The sequence below is a fragment of the Streptosporangium sp. NPDC023825 genome (assembly GCF_040639575.1).
Lineage (GTDB): Bacteria > Actinomycetota > Actinomycetes > Streptosporangiales > Streptosporangiaceae > Streptosporangium.
Window position 1 is genome coordinate 1 of the sequence record NZ_JBFAAE010000113.1, and the last position, 14,401, is coordinate 14,401.

Sequence of the window (14,401 nt, forward strand, 5' to 3'; positions counted from 1 at the left end):
GCCGGTGATCGACGCGGTCACCGGGCGCATCACCGGCACCGTCCACCAGGGCGATCTGCTCAAGGTCTTCGTCCGCCCGGCCGAGGACATCGAACGTGAGGTCGTCACGGTCTGTGACCGGCTCGCCGTCGATCCGGAGAAGGTGACCGTCGGCGTCGAGGCGGGAGTGATCACGCTGAGAGGCCGCATCGCCTTCCGGTCACAGATCGCACCCCTGGTCGCGGCGGTCCGCGAGATCGACGGCGTCCTCGACGTCGAGAACGCCCTCACCTGCCGGTCCGATGACCTGGCTCCCGTTCCACCGTTCCTGCGACAGGGGTGAGGTCATGAATGCCCGTACCAGCGAGGAGATCGCCTCAGTGGTCCGTACGGCGGTCCAGGCCGCCACGTGGGCGCCGTCGGTGCACAACACCCAGCCGTGGTCGTTCGGCGTCGACGGCGACGAGATCGCGCTGCGTGCCGACAGCGACAGGAAGCTGCGCGTCGGCGATCCCACCGGCCGGGAGATGCTGATCAGCTGCGGCGCGGCCCTGACGAACGTGCGGCTCGCGTTGCGCGTGCTGGGTTACGAGCCGCGGGTGCGCGTGCTGCCCGACCCCGACCGGCCCGCCCTGCTGGCCACGGTACGGCCGGGAGCGGCCGTGGCCGCCGATGAGGACACCCGGCTGCTGTACGCCGAGATCGAGCGCCGCCGCACCCACCGGGCCGGATTCACCCAACTGCCCGTCCCGCAACGTCTGATCGAGGCGCTGGTGGCCGAGGCGGGCGGCGAGGGGGCGCGGCTGACACCGGTCCGCTCCGAACCGGCGATCCGGGTGCTCGCCGCGATCACCTGCGCCGCCCAGGACGTACAGGCCCAGGATCAGCCGCTGTCGCTGGAGCTGATCGGCTGGGCGCGGCCACCGGGCAGCCCCCGCAAGGACGGCGTACCGGCCGAAAGCTACCCGCGCGAACCCCGGCGCACCCACCCGCACTTCGCCCAGCGCGACTACGCCCACGGCCGCCCCTGGGGCAGCGACGCCGACCAGTCCCTCTCCGCCTCCACCGGCGTCGTGGCGGTCCTGACCACCAGGGGCGACACCCGCCAGGACTGGATCACGGCCGGCCAGGCACTGCAGCGCGTCCTGCTGCACGCCTGCGCCCACGGGCTCGGCGCGGCCTTCCACACCCAGGCGCTGGAGATGCCCCACCTGCGGGAGTTCCTGCGCCAGGAACTGTGCTCACAGGAGTACCCCCAGATGATCATGCGGCTGGGCGTCACCTTCGACGACGGCAGGGGAGTACGCCGCCCGGCCACCGAGGTGCTGGAGGAACGCTGAGGGACCTGGACGCACCGAGCCATACCGATTTCGAGGCGGTGGCGCGCGACTTCATGGTGCGCGACGGCATCGACACCCGGCGAGGAGGCAAGGCGACCGGCTTCCGGACCAACCTGTCCGGCCGCGAGGAACTCCGTCGGCGGGCCACCGAAAGTGTCTCCCCGCGGCTCACCACCCCTCCACGGCGCCTGCGGCACTGCCGCACAGGCCCTCGCCGCCGACCTCAAAGCCGGTGGTGATTCCGTCGTCGACGGCGAGGCGCTTCGTCCTCCGGGCGCGGGCAGGGGTGCAGAACACGTGAGCCCGCACGTCCCCCGTGTCTGAGCATGCGGGGTCACGTCTCCGCGGAGTACGGCGTCGCAGGGGCAGGGCGGTCGCGGGGGCAGGGCGTGCGGGGGCGCCGCGGGTCACGCCGTCCGGAGCAGCTCCAGGGCCGGGCGGCGCGGGGCGCGTGGCACGGCGGGGCCGTACCCGAGACGGATGATCATCTGAGGGTGGCCGCCGGGGTGCCGGGGATCGGCATGACGGCGCATGTCGCGCAGGTCCAGCGGCTGGTTGAGAAACGACGCGGACAGCCCGTGCAGGGTGGCGACGAGCAGCACCCGCTGCAGCGCCTGCCCGGCTCGCAGCCAGTCCGCCGGGCCGTCGCCCGGCGTGGTCACGACGGCGAGCCGGGGGTGCGCCTCGAACCGGGCCCGCTCCCCGGTCACCCGGGCGAAGTCGCGCACGGGCGCGAGATCGCCGATCGGCCGGGGCCCCTGGACGTAGGGCGGGATGCCGTCGGAGTGCGACTGCCCGGAGGTCCACCGCGCCAGCTCGGTGCGGTAGTCATGGTCACCCATGAGCGCCTCCTCGGCCGCGACGACCTCCTCCAGGAGTACGGCGCTCGCCGGGGCACCGAGGAGGACCAGGTCGGCCCCCTCCATCCGGGCCGCCATGCTCAGCTCGTCCATGACCGCTCGGGGGACGGGCTCGCCGGTGAACGGCTGCCGGTTGGTGCGCCGCGTCTTGATCGCTGCGTACAGGTCGTGCTCGGCCGCCGAGGCGGACGCGGCGGACGCGGGTCGTACGGCGGCCAGCAGGGTGGGCGAGCCGCCCCCGGCGGGCGGGACGGACCAGGTGACCGGCCGGTGGCCGCTCACGCGCAGGGCGAGGCGGAGGTTGAGCAGGGCCGCACCGCAGCTGATGTGCAGGGAGCGGCCGCGCGGGTCGGCCACCTTCAGCCGGCGGTCCGGGTCGGCGTGGAGTTCGAGGTACTCACGGTGGCGGACGACGAAGCGCCACGGCTGGGTGTTGTGCACCGAGGGCGCGGTGCCGGCCGCGGTGATGAGACGGCGTGCTCCGGCGTGCGTGGCGAGTGGGTTGAGCATGGCGAACCTCCTTGATCCGAGGATCGTCCGCCGCCACCGGCCGGGGCAGGGGCGAAGGCCCCGGCGACGGGGGACCTCCGGACCGCGGGAACCCGCGGGATGGGGAAAGGGCCGGGATCGGGGTTCCCCGGGCCCGGGATCGCCACCGGCGTTCGTCAACGGCTGAAGACTGGTGCGCGACGGCAGCGTGGTGGTCTGCGCGGGTGACGGCGGCGTCTCCGTCATCCGCAACGACAAAGGCCGGTTGCAGAACATCGAGGCGGTCATCGACAAGGACCTGACCGGATCGATCCTCGCCGAGACACCGGAGTGCGGCTCCACCTGGCCACTGGCCAGCACACTGTGACATCCCGGGGCCCGGTCGGCATGGTCGTTCCTGCTTGGGAGCTCGGAGGCTTTGCCGGTAAGGCCCAAAGACCTGCGGCCACGCGTCCTATGACTCTGCCCGATCCCGGTGCGGCGGCGGATCATCAAAATCCCCGAGGGAGGAGCCGACATGACCGCGGTGATCGTCGATGGGCTGCGCAAGCACTACGGGCCGGTACGCGCGCTCGACGGAGTGAGTTTCACCGTCGCCGAAGGCGAGGTGTTCGCCCTGCTGGGACCGAACGGTGCCGGCAAGACCACCGCGGTGGAGATCCTGGAGGGCCATCGTGACCGCGACGGCGGCACGGTCTCGGTGCTGGGGTTCGACCCGGCCACCGGCGGGCGCGCCTACCGCGAACGCATCGGGATCGTGCTGCAGGAGGCCGGATTCGAGGAGGAGTTCACCGTCGCCGAACTGGTCCGGCTGTACGCGGGCTTCTACCCGCACCCGCGCCGCCCGGACGAGGTGATCGAGCAGGTCGGGCTGGCGGACAAGAAGAACGCCCGGGTCCGTACCCTGTCCGGCGGGCAAAGACGCCGCCTGGATCTGGCGCTGGGACTGGTGGGCCGGCCCGACCTGCTGTTCCTGGACGAGCCGACCACCGGGTTCGACCCCTCGGCCCGGCACCGCGCGTGGGAGCTGATCGAGGGTCTGCGCGCCCTGGGTACCACGATCCTGCTCACCACCCACTACATGGACGAGGCCCAGCACCTGGCCGACCGGGTCGCGGTGCTGCGCGCGGGACGGCTCGTGGCCGTCGGCGCGCCGGACACACTCGGCGGCAGCGCCCGGGGCAGCGTGTTGTCCTTCCAGCTGCCCGAAGGCACGGCCCCGGCCGACCTGCCCGTCCTCACGGGGGTGATCGAGCCGCGCGGCGCGGCGGTGGCCGTACGGACCACCGAGCCTGCCCGTGACATGCACGCCCTGACCGGGTGGGCCCTGGAGCGGGGAGCGGAGTTGACCTCGCTGACGCTGTCGCGGCCGAGCCTGGAGGAGGTCTATCTCGACCTCGTCGAGGAGGCCGATGAACGCTCCGGCGGCCCACCGCCCACACCCGAGGCGGCCCTCGGGCCCGCGACGAGGAAGGGCCCGGTCACCGAGGAAGAGCCCACACCTGGGAGGCGGTCATGAACGTCCACCTGGTTGCCCGCCTGGCCCGGCACGAGACGCTCTCGTTCCTGCGCACACCGGTCGCGGCGTTCTTCACCGTCGCGATGCCGCTGCTGATGACGGTGATCGTCGGCGCGGCGGTGGGCAACGAGACCGTCGATCCCGCCTCCGGCGTGCGCGTGATGCAGTTCGTCGTCCCGGTCATGACCGTGTTCGGCATCGCCCAGGGCTGCTTCGGCGCCCTGGCCATCCACCTGGCGGACCTGCGCGACCGCGGCTGGCTCAAGCGCATGCGCGGCACCCCGGTACCGGCCTGGGCGCTGATGGCCGGACTGGCCGGCGCGTCCCTGGCGATCGCGCCGGCGACGGTCGTCGTGCTGCTCGGGGCGGGACTGGTCTTCTACGACGTACAGCTGGTATGGCGCACGATGCCGGCGCTGTTGCTCACCCTGCTGCTGGGCGCACTGTGCTTCACCGCGCTCGGCTTCGCCATCGTCGCGCTGGTGCGCAACGCGGCGGCGGTGCAGCTGATCGGCACCGGTCTGCTGCTGGCGCTGGCGTTCATCTCCGACATCATGTTGGTCGGCGCCCGGATGCCGGCCTGGCTGGAGACCGTCGGCCGGCTCTTCCCGCTACGCCATTTCGCCGAGGCCGTACGCGATGACTTCAACCCCTTCCTGCACGGAGCGGGCTTCCACGCTGATCACCTGGCCGTCCTGGCGGCCTGGGGACTGGGTGCGGGGGCGGTGGCGGTGTGGCGCTTTCGCTGGGAACGGCCGCCGGCGAGAGGGAAGGCGGGGACGGCGCGGACGGCGCCCGTCCTGAGCCCGGCGCGGACGGGGTCCGGTCACCTGCCGCGTCCCGAGGGCCGCCCTGCGGCCTGGCGGCTGATCGGCGACCAGGCCGCGCACGCCACGCTCCGGCTCCGCCGGGACCCGTCCACGGCGTTCTTCACCGTGCTGCTGCCGGTGCTGCTGCTGGTGCTCATCTCGCTGGTCTTCGGCGAGGTGCGGGTGGAGGGAGTACGGCTGCCGCTGTTCATGCTGGCCGCGATGATCACTTACACGGTCGGGGTGTCGGCCTACGTCAACCTCGCCGAGGCCGTCACCGGAGACCGGGACCGGGGCGTGCTCAAGCGGCTGGCCGGCACACCACTGCCGAACTGGGCCTATTACGCGGGCTGGGTCACCTGCGCGCTGTGGGTCACGCTGGCCACCGCCGTCGTGCTGGCGCTGGTCGCGACATTCGGCTACGGCGTCCGGATCGGACTCCTGGCGATCCCCGCGATTTTGGTGACGGTGGTGCTCGGAGTGGCGTGCTTCTCCGCTCTGGGAGCGCTGGTGGCGACACTGGTGCCCCGTGCCCCGGCGGCGAACGCGATCACCCTGGGCACCTTCCTGCCGCTGGCCTTCGTCTCGGACGTGTTCATCGTCGGCGGGCCACTGCCCGATGTGCTGGAGAGGGCCGGGGACGTGCTCCCGCTCAAGCACGTCTCACACGCGCTGCTGGCCGCACTGGACCCGGCGGGCCGCCCCTGGCCGTGGGCGGACCTGGCGGTCGTGGCCGCCTGGACGCTGGCAGGGGTTCTGGCCGTCGCCGTCGTGAACGGCCGGCGGATGAAAGGCGGTACGCCCTCATGACAGGAACCGACGGGAAAACGGGCACGGAGGAAAGAGCACTCGCGGACCCGCCCGCCGTACCCCCACCGGGCCGGCGGCCGCACCGGGTCGCGGACCGGGTGCGGACGCACCTGGTCAATCCGTTGGTGCGCCTGCTGCTGCGCTCCCCGTGGCATGCTCTGATCTCCCGGTGGGTCGTCCTGCTGGCCATCACCGGCCGGCGCAGCGGCGCCACCGTCGTGGTTCCGGCGCAGTACGCCCACGACGGCCAGGGGCTGATGCTGGTCAGCAAGCGGTCGCGGGTGTGGTGGCGCAACCTGGAGGGCGGGGCCTCGCTGCGGCTCACGCTGCGGGGCATCGAGCGCGCCGGGAGGGCGGATGTCAGCCGTGATCCCGAGCGGGTGCGCGCCGCACTGCTGGCGGTCGGGCGGGCCATCGGCCGCGACGAGCCGATCATGCCGGTGGAGGAGGCCGTCGCGGTCACCGTACGTCTCGACCCCCTCGACCTCGGGGAAACGATGACCGGCCCACGGCAGGTGATCGAACGCACCGGCCCCACGGATCTGGCGATGCTGGCGATGGGTGCCTGCGGACCGGTGCCTCAGCAGATGGGCGCGCTGCTGGTGCTGGCGACGCACCCTGGATTCGACCCGGCGGCCGCGCGGGAACTTCTCGCCCAGCGGATCCGGTCCGTCCCGCGGCTACGGCAGCGCCTGCTGCGGGTGCCGCCGGGATGCGGTCGTCCGGTGTGGGTGGACGACCCGGCCTTCGACATCGGATCGCACGTGCGCAGCGTGCTCTGCCCGGCACCGGGGAACGAACGGGCGCTGCTGGATACGGCCACCGCCGTGGTGTGCGAGCGGCTGCCGGGGGACCGGCCGCTGTGGGCGGCGGTGTTCGTCACGGGCCTGGCCGATGGTGCGACCGGGCTGGTCATGGTCGTGGACCACGTGCTGGCCGACGGCATCGGCGGGCTGGCCGTACTCGCCGAGCTGGTGGACGAGACGGCCACGCCAGCCCAGACGGCCACATCGGCGTCTTTCGCCTTTCCCCGGCGCCCGCCTTCGCTTTCCGCCCTCGCCGTCGACGCCCTACGCGGGCGGCTGCGAGCACGCCCCCGGGTGTCGCTGGTATGGCGTGCCGCACGCATGGTCGCCTCGGCCGGGGACGAGCTCCATCCGGTAGCGGCGGCCCGGTGCTCGCTGCTGCGGCCGACCGGGCCTCGGCGCCGGGTGGAGGTGGTCCGCGCCGATCTGGCCGAGCTCCGGGCGGCGGCCCACCGCTGCGGCGGGACCGTCAACGACGCCCTGCTGACCGCGATCACCGGTGCGCTGCGCGCGCTGCTGGCCCACCGAGGCGAGGCCGCCGACACCCTCACCGTGGGCATCATGGTGGGCGGCCGTCGCGTCGCCGCCACCGACCGGCTGGGCAACGAGGCCCGCCCGCTGGTGGTGACTCTTCCCGCCGCGGGCGACCCGCCGGGGCGCCTGGAGAAAGTCGCCACCATCCTGGCGGCACGCAAGGAACGGATGTCGGGACCGCCCGTCATCGCCCTGCTGACCCCGCTGCTGCGCGGCGCGATCCGGCTCGGTCTCTACCGCTGGTTCATGCGGCGTCAGCGCCGCATCCACACGCTGGTGAGCAACGTGCGCGGCCCCGACCGGCCGCTGACCTTCGCCGGCGCCGCGATCCGCGCGCTCGTCCCGCTGGCGGTCTCCGAGAGCGGCAACATCCCGGTGAGCTTCGACATCCTGTCCTATGCCGGGACGCTCACGATCGCGCTCATCGCCGACCCCGACCACATTCCCGACCTTCCCGTCCTGGTCGCCGCCCTGCGGACCGAACTCGCCGACCTTGGCGCACATCACCCCCTCCCCGAAAGCCAGGGCCCTGCCTCTGTCGCCGGCCCTGCCGCGTGAGCAGGGCCGCAGGCCCTTTGTCACCGGGCCATCGCGCCGCTTCGCCGGACCTTTGGCCCCTGCAGTGCCGGGCCCCGGCGCCGGACGATGAGATCGAAACCCCACGTCGGAAGGAACCACCATGAAGATCGGCACCCCGATTCGGCCGCATCGGCGGAGCCTTCCTGCGACGCGCGCTGCCCGCGGGCCTGGAGGTCGTCATCGTCTCCCTGGCCTCCTGCACCACCAACTGCGTCGCACCGATGGTCAAGGTGCTGCACAAGAGCTTCGGCCTGGTCAAGGATTCATGACGACGGTGCACGCCTACACCGGCGACCAGCGGCTGCTGGACGCCCCCCACAAGGACCCGCGCCGGGCCCGGTCCGCCTGGGTCAACATCATCCCCACCGCCACCGGCGCGGCCCGCATGGTGGGCGAGGTCCTGCCCGAGCTGGCCGGACGGCTTGACGGCATCGCCCTGCGGGTGCCGGTGGAGGACGGTTCACTGACCGACCTGTCGGCGCTGCTGGCCCGCCCGGTCACCGCCGAGGAGGTCAACCAGGCCTTCGCCGAGGCGGCCGGGGGAGAGCTGGAGGGCATCCTGCGATACAGCACCGCCCCGCCGGTCCCCCGCGACATCATCGGCGACCCCGCCTCCTGCTCTTCGGCTCCGCCCGCACCCAGGCCGGCGGCGGGCTGGCCAAGGTCTTCGGCTGGTACGACAACGAGGGCGGTTACGCCGACCGCCTGGTGGAGATGGCCGCCCGCATGGCCGCGCGGCGGTAGCCACGATCCGTGACGCACCCGTCGGCGGCGGGTCACCGACCCGCCTCCGAGGGGAACACCCAGCCGACCGGCGAGGTCATCCGATGCGCGCCAGGCGTTCGGCCCGCTCTTTGACGCCCAGGAGCATCTTGCGCTCCATGATCAGGCTGCCCGGCTCCATGAGCAGGGTGGCCAGCCGCCCGAGCGGGCCGGCGTCAGGGGCCGCGATCCGGTTGCGGCTGATGAGCCTGGTCATCTCGCCTTCGGGACGCAAGATGAAGGCCCATACCCAGTTGCCGTCCTCGGACCGGAACACCAGTGCCTGTTCGGCCTCCACGACCTGCGCGCGCATCCGCGGGCCGGTCGCCCCCAGTGGCAGGACGTCGCCGGCCTTGAGGCCCTGGAACCGCGGCAGGATCTCGTCGGCGCTGTGCATGTTCAGGCCGAAGAGGTTCTCGATCCAGTCATAGGTGTAGGCACCTCCGCGACCGCTGCCCATCTGCACCAGCCACGGCCAGATGGCACCGGGCGGCGCGTCGACGGTGACGGCGCGGGTGGCGACCAGGCAGGGCCCGGGCAGCAGTTCGTCCCCGGGCAACGCGCTTCCCGCCTCGTCGTGGGTCGCTCCCCAGGTCAGGCATCGTCTGCGGAGCAACAGCGGGTAAGTTGTCGCGGCGATGCCCGCGGCCAGTAACCCCATCCGGACAGATGACTTCAGCACGGTGTTCATCACGGTCTCCTGTGGCGTTTCTCTTCGACGCCATGCCTGTGGCGACGGGTCGTTTCGGAGTCGGAAGCCTGGAATGCGGGGCCGAAGGACCGCCGGCGCTCCGGGCCGTCGACACCGGCAGTGCTGTCGGCCGGTGCGTCGAGCGGACGGATCGTCCCCGTGGCGGTGACCGCCTTGCTCTCCGTTTCGGGCTCCGGCGGGCCCATCCGGTCAGGAGCGGGTCGTGGGCGCTTGTATCAGCGCCTCGACCAGTTCCGTGAGGTGGGTGACCTGAATCTCCAGGTCATGGATGCGGGCCTCGAGACCCGCCACGGAGGGGGGCTGGTAGGTCATGGCGATCTGGCGGGCCATCGTCGCTCCTTTTCCTCTTTCCGGTCCGGGACGCGCCGGGACGCGCGATGACCGCATCCGGCTCGATCCCGTCGTCGCGCACGGACGGATCGTCCATGCCCTCAGTGTCCGCGCCGACCCGGCCGCAGACTACGGCCGATGGGCCCGCGAGCGTGGGCCGACCGGCCCTGGCACGTCCTCGCGGGGAAACGCTGAGATGGGAGAAAGACAAAGAAGCACGAAGGAGAACGACCATGTCCGATCCCGTGATCGTGGGCACCGATGGTTCGGCCGCCGCTTCCGCCGCCGTGGAATGGGCCGCCGACGACGCGGCGCGCATGCGTGCTCCGCTGCGCATCGTCTTCGCCCTGAACTTCTTGCCGTACGACATCCCGAAGTTCTCCACCCCCGAGTGGGAGGATCCCCTGACCCGCAACGCGGAGCGGGTCCTGGCCGAAGCCGAGGCCCTCGTCCGCGAACGCCGGCCCGAGATCGAGGTCACCACCCAGACGATCGAAGGCGCGCCCCCAGTAGTCCTGCGCGACCAGGCCGTCGGCGCCACCGAGATCGTGGTCGGCAGCAGGGGCCTGGGCGGGTTCGCCGCAGCTGTGCTCGGGTCGGTGAGCATGCACGTGGCCGGGCACGCCCGCGGTCCGGTGGTCGTCGTCCGTTCCGGGCCCCGGGCCGTTCACGGGGAGATCGTCGTCGGTATCGACGACTCCCCGCAGTGCGATCCCGCGCTGGCCTATGCCTTCGAGCAGGCCGCGCTGCGCGGCGCCACGCTGCGGGCCCTTTACGTCTGGCAGGCGCCGGTGCACGCCTACGCCCCGGAGATCGTCTACGACATGGACGAGATCCGCCGCGCCCAGCACCAGGTCGCAGCCGACAAGCTCACCTCGTGGCGGCAGACCTACCCGCAGGTGAAGGTCATCGAGGACGTCCGGTCCGGGCATCCGGTTGAGGTCTTGACCGCGGCGTCGAAAGAAGCGGACCTGGTCGTCGTGGGCTCCCACGGTCGTGGAGCTCTTGGGTCGCTGGCACTGGGCTCTGTCAGCCGGGGCGTCTTGCACCACGCTCGTGGCAATGTGGCCGTGGTCCGCTCACCCCGCCTCTGAGACCAGGAACTCCGCGGGTCCCTTCGGCGAGCGGACCCGCAGCGGTTCCTCGGCGCCGCAGCCACCGCTCTTGGCGAGTCCGGAGCACCCCCCTCGCAGAGTCCGGAGCACCCCCATCGCAGGAGGGGGAGGAGGACGAAGGTCCTCGGGAACGGGGGCGCACTGCTCTACGGAACCTGTCCGGTTCGGACGAACGTAAAAGGCATGACCACCGTGTTCCCCGTCAGCTCAGGGCTCACCTCCGCCGAGGCCGCGGCGCGGCTGGCCGCCGACGGGCCCAACATCCTGCCGCCACCCCGCCACCCCGCCACCCCGCCGCGCGTCTGCCGTGATGCTGCTGCTGCGGGAGATGACGCACTTCTTCGCGCTGCTGCTGTGGGGCGCGGCCGTGCTCGCCCTGCTGGCGGGGATGCCGCATGGCGGTGGCGATCGTCGTGGTGGTCATGCTCAACGGAGCTTTCGCGTTCGCGCAGGAGGACCGGGCCGACCGGGCCGGGCAACGGCTGCGGGAGCTGATCCCGGCCGCCGTCACGGTCCGCAGAAACGGCCGCGTCACACAGATCGAGGCCACCTGCCTGGTGACCGAGGACGTGGTCCTGCTGGAGGCTGGCGACCGGATCTCCGCGGACTTGGAGGCGGCCGAGACGCATGGGCTGGCGGTCAACGAGTCCATGCTCACCGGGGAGAGCGTGTCGGCGCGTCCCCAGGCCGGAGACCGGCTGCCGGCCGGGACCTTCGTGGTGGAGGGCCAGGCCGAGGCCGTCGTGGCCGCCACCGGAGCACGGACCCGGCTGGCCGGGATCGCGGCCCTCACCCAGGAGGCCGAACGCCCGCCCAGCCCGCTCACCCTCCAGCTCAACAAGGTGGTCAGGACCGTCGCCCTGATCGCCCTCGGCATCGGCACCGCCTTCTTCGGCCTGGCCGTGCTGCTGGGCATGCAACCCACCCAGGGCTTCCTGTTCGCGCTGGGCGTCACCGTCGCACTGGTCCCCGAAGGGCTGCTGCCGACGGTGACGCTCTCGCCGGCCAGGGCCGCGCAGCGGATGGCCGCCCGCAACGACCCGATCCGCCACCTGGAGGCGGTCGAGACCCTGGGGTCGGCCACCTTCATCTGCACCGACAAGACCGGCACACTGACCCTCGATCACCGGTGACCATCCTGGGACGGCCCGGGCGGTCGCGGCCGAGGTCGGCCTGCTGCGGGGGCAGCCGGAATACGGGAGAAAGACACCGCGGCCGGGTGTTCCCGCTGGTTAGTGGCGTCGGCGGGGTGGGGCGAGGTGTTCGGTGACGGCGGCGATTGCTTCGCTGCCGGGCCGGGTGTAGCGCATGGCGGTGCGGGGGTTCTTGTGGCGGGTCTTGGCCATGATGAGCTGCAGGGGAACTTCGGCGTCGCCGAGGTGAGTGGCGGCGGAGTGGCGGAGCTGGTGGAGGTCGAGCCCGGCGTACTTGTCGAGCAGGACGCGGGCGCGGTCGTAGCCCAGGCGGGCCCGGCCGGTGCGCGGGCAGATGTCGGCGGCCGCGGGCCGTCGGGCGGGGACGGGGCGGCGTTCGGACAGGAACAGCGGCCCCCGGGTGCGCTGAGTCCCGTCGGGCAGCCGGAGTAGCCGAGGTAGGAGGTGGGCGGTGCCAGTGTCCCAGTACACCCATTCGATCGCCCCGCCCTTGGATCGGATCGGCGCGCGGCGTCCTTCGAGGTCGAGGTCTTCGACGTTGAGGGCGAGGATCTCGGAGGCGCGGGCGGCGGTTTCGTAGAGCATCCGCCACAGGGTCTTCTCGCGTAGCGGCACGTCCCGGCGCGACAGGAGCCGGTGGATCGTCGTCTTTGCGACCGCCTTGGTTTCGTCCGGGGTCTCGCGGCGCCGTTCGACATCGGCTGGCACCGACGGGGCCGCCCACCGCTTCTTCGTCGTGCACCAGGTGAGCCAGGAGGAGACCGCGGCCCGGTTGCGGTTCCACGTCGCTGGTGCGCACCCACCCCACAACTGGGTGAGCGCGGCTCCGATCTCGTCGTCGGCGACTTCAGCCAACAGCCGGCCCGCACCCAGAAGCGCGACGGTCCGGTCGATGGCCGAAGCGTAGGCGCGATGCGTGTTCGGATTGCCGATCCGGTTCGTCGACAGGAACTGCTCGGCGGCCCCGGCGAGGTCGACGCCGTCGCCGGGCAGCGGCGAGGCCTTACGGGCTGCGGCCGTGTTCACACCGACGTCCTGATGTACCGGATAACGTGCGCGAGTCGCGCAGCATCCGTGGGAGCGGATCGCCTGCTCGGCCGGGGCCGCTGGTTGCTCATGTACGTGATAATAGGCAGTTATCACGTACATGCTGGTCATCATGCGGAAGTGTGCCCGGATACCGTGATCGGTATGGGGCTCTCCTCAGCCGTCAGGCTGGGGGTTTCGCTGTCCGGTGGCGGCTGACCCTGCCTGAGAGGACTACGTTCAGGGGAAGAGATTCGGCCAGTTGCCACCGCGAGCCCGTACGTCCGCGGCCACCTCTTTAACCGACCGATCGTCGGTGTCAACGCGCAGACCACCTGCCCCGGCACTGTCGAGCGTCTTGGCCTCATGCGCCGCTCGTTCGGCGATGCGGTGCAGGGCGTCCGAGCCCAGCCCTCTCAGCTCATCACCCGGTAGGGCCGGCCCGCCGCCCCGGCCACGCTGCGCGACGCGATCGGCCAGCGTTGCTGGCCTCGCATGCAGTCGACACACGGTCAATGCCATTTCGGGCAGCAATTCGGCGTAGCCATGGACAGCTTCGCCGGAGTCGGCCTCCCCAGAGACGACCAGGCACTGGGCACCTGCCGCGCGGTGCCCTGCCCAGATAGCCGCGAGGTTGCGGGCCTTGAGGCGACGGCTGTCCACGTCGTCGTCCGCGACGGGACGTAGCGCACCGATCTGCTTCACGTCGACATAGGCGGCACGCACGCCGCTCCGGTAGACCTGCATGAAGATCTCGTAGCCGACCGTCGACTTCCCAACCGCCGTAGCGCCGCGCAGCCACAGCACGGGTACCGGCGCGGAAGCGGGTGCGGCATCCACCGAGGTCGGGTGGATCTGCCGGTCAACGACACGGTGGAACGTCGCGGCGGGGAGGGTACCCGGCCATCCCCCCACACGCTCACAGATCAGCCGTGCCGCCTCGGACACCCCTAAGCCGCCCGTATCCACGCACACGTCGGCGTAGTCACTGCGTTCCAGGGCTTCCGCTTCAACGACCGCCTCCTGCACCAGATCCGGACGCCATCCCCGCGCGAGGAACCGTTCCTTGAGCTCAGCGCTATCGACGCGCAGTCGGCACACCGTGAACGCAGCCTCGGGAAGAAGGGCGGTGTACTCACGAACCTCCTCGGGAGTGTCCACGAAGCCCGCAAGGACCAGACATTGCACCCCTTCCTGTCGAAAGTTCGGCCACATCGCAGCCAGATTCCGTGCGCGGAGGCGATGCGTCACGCCCTCGGGCATGGGGTAGCACAGGCTGATCTGGTCAACGTCGACAAACGCCGTCTTGACACCAGCACGACTCAGCTGCGCAAACACCTCCCAGCCAACCGTGGACTTCCCGACACCCGTAGGCCCCGAAAGCCAGAGCAGAGGTAGAGAAACGTTGGTCATCCGCGCGACACTAGCGGGATCCCGGTGCAGCGAGCGACTGCATTTCGGCCGTCGGGACTGTACGGTTTTCGGCTCTGGCTCACTTTCGGTGGTAACGGAACGTGCGCATCAAGCTGACGTCGCGGAGCTGGGCGAGTTCCTCATCAGACGCCCGAAAGATCGTG

Annotated in this window: 14 protein-coding genes and 1 pseudogene; 10 read left to right on the top strand and 5 right to left on the bottom strand. The window is 71.5% G+C overall.

The genetic code is table 11. From position 1 onward, the window contains the following. The coding region (locus tag AB0G15_RS42435; protein WP_362851229.1) for a BON domain-containing protein at nucleotides 1–322 on the top strand (322 nt) is incomplete at its 5' end. Between the two features lie 4 nt (nucleotides 323–326). Continuing rightward, nucleotides 327–1,319 carry a nitroreductase family protein gene (locus AB0G15_RS42440; RefSeq protein ID WP_362851231.1) on the top strand — a complete coding sequence of 331 codons (993 nt, stop codon included), beginning with the start codon at nucleotides 327–329 and terminating at the stop codon, nucleotides 1,317–1,319. A gap of 407 nt (nucleotides 1,320–1,726) precedes the next feature. On the opposite strand, the gene AB0G15_RS42445 is transcribed toward AB0G15_RS42440, so the two are convergent. Continuing rightward, nucleotides 1,727–2,689 (bottom strand): nitroreductase family protein, encoded by a 963-nt coding sequence (locus tag AB0G15_RS42445; RefSeq protein ID WP_362851233.1) that lies wholly within the window; start codon nucleotides 2,687–2,689, stop codon nucleotides 1,727–1,729. A gap of 172 nt (nucleotides 2,690–2,861) precedes the next feature. On the opposite strand from AB0G15_RS42445, the gene AB0G15_RS42450 reads away from it, so the two are divergent. The 5 genes and pseudogenes from AB0G15_RS42450 to AB0G15_RS42470 form a co-directional block, all read left to right on the top strand. Then, complete coding sequence (locus tag AB0G15_RS42450; protein WP_362851235.1) at nucleotides 2,862–3,035, top strand: hypothetical protein; 174 nt, start codon at nucleotides 2,862–2,864, stop codon at nucleotides 3,033–3,035. Nucleotides 3,036–3,185: 150 nt separating this feature from the next. After that, nucleotides 3,186–4,187, top strand: a complete 1,002-nt coding sequence (locus AB0G15_RS42455; RefSeq protein ID WP_362851237.1) for an ABC transporter ATP-binding protein — start codon at nucleotides 3,186–3,188, stop codon at nucleotides 4,185–4,187. Beyond that, nucleotides 4,184–5,806, top strand: coding sequence for an ABC transporter permease (locus AB0G15_RS42460; protein WP_362851239.1), 1,623 nt, complete (start codon nucleotides 4,184–4,186; stop codon nucleotides 5,804–5,806). The genes AB0G15_RS42455 and AB0G15_RS42460 overlap by 4 nt, the downstream gene beginning before the upstream one ends. Next, nucleotides 5,803–7,704, top strand: a complete 1,902-nt coding sequence (locus tag AB0G15_RS42465) for a wax ester/triacylglycerol synthase domain-containing protein (RefSeq protein WP_362851241.1) — start codon at nucleotides 5,803–5,805, stop codon at nucleotides 7,702–7,704. Before AB0G15_RS42460 ends, AB0G15_RS42465 begins: the two co-directional genes overlap by 4 nt. 200 nt (nucleotides 7,705–7,904) lie before the next feature. Next, a pseudogene (locus tag AB0G15_RS42470) lies at nucleotides 7,905–8,469 on the top strand (type I glyceraldehyde-3-phosphate dehydrogenase); the annotation flags it as partial. 76 nt (nucleotides 8,470–8,545) lie between these two features. Here AB0G15_RS42470 and AB0G15_RS42475 read toward each other — a convergent pair. Continuing rightward, the gene (locus tag AB0G15_RS42475; RefSeq protein WP_362851243.1) at nucleotides 8,546–9,178 is read right to left on the bottom strand and encodes a hypothetical protein; all 633 of its coding nucleotides are present in this window, start codon (nucleotides 9,176–9,178) and stop codon (nucleotides 8,546–8,548) included. Nucleotides 9,179–9,388: 210 nt separating this feature from the next. Further along, the gene (locus tag AB0G15_RS42480) at nucleotides 9,389–9,529 is read right to left on the bottom strand and encodes a hypothetical protein (protein WP_362851245.1); all 141 of its coding nucleotides are present in this window, start codon (nucleotides 9,527–9,529) and stop codon (nucleotides 9,389–9,391) included. A 233-nt stretch (nucleotides 9,530–9,762) separates the two neighbouring features. On the opposite strand from AB0G15_RS42480, the gene AB0G15_RS42485 reads away from it, so the two are divergent. From AB0G15_RS42485 to AB0G15_RS42495, 3 genes are all read left to right on the top strand, one after another. After that, the gene (locus tag AB0G15_RS42485; protein ID WP_362851247.1) at nucleotides 9,763–10,623 is read left to right on the top strand and encodes a universal stress protein; all 861 of its coding nucleotides are present in this window, start codon (nucleotides 9,763–9,765) and stop codon (nucleotides 10,621–10,623) included. Between the two features lie 204 nt (nucleotides 10,624–10,827). Then, nucleotides 10,828–11,139 (top strand): cation-transporting P-type ATPase, encoded by a 312-nt coding sequence (locus AB0G15_RS42490; RefSeq protein ID WP_362851249.1) that lies wholly within the window; start codon nucleotides 10,828–10,830, stop codon nucleotides 11,137–11,139. Beyond that, nucleotides 11,040–11,777 carry an HAD-IC family P-type ATPase gene (locus AB0G15_RS42495; RefSeq protein WP_362851251.1) on the top strand — a complete coding sequence of 246 codons (738 nt, stop codon included), beginning with the start codon at nucleotides 11,040–11,042 and terminating at the stop codon, nucleotides 11,775–11,777. The genes AB0G15_RS42490 and AB0G15_RS42495 overlap by 100 nt, the downstream gene beginning before the upstream one ends. Nucleotides 11,778–11,876: 99 nt before the next feature. On the opposite strand, the gene AB0G15_RS42500 is transcribed toward AB0G15_RS42495, so the two are convergent. Both AB0G15_RS42500 and AB0G15_RS42505 read right to left on the bottom strand, forming a co-directional pair. Then, nucleotides 11,877–12,824: a site-specific integrase gene (locus tag AB0G15_RS42500; RefSeq protein WP_362851253.1), complete on the bottom strand. Its 948-nt coding sequence runs from the start codon at nucleotides 12,822–12,824 to the stop codon at nucleotides 11,877–11,879. Nucleotides 12,825–13,064: 240 nt separating this feature from the next. Beyond that, on the bottom strand, nucleotides 13,065–14,237 hold the full coding sequence (locus AB0G15_RS42505) for a hypothetical protein (protein ID WP_362851255.1): 1,173 nt from the start codon (nucleotides 14,235–14,237) through the stop codon (nucleotides 13,065–13,067). Nucleotides 14,238–14,401 lie beyond the last annotated feature (164 nt).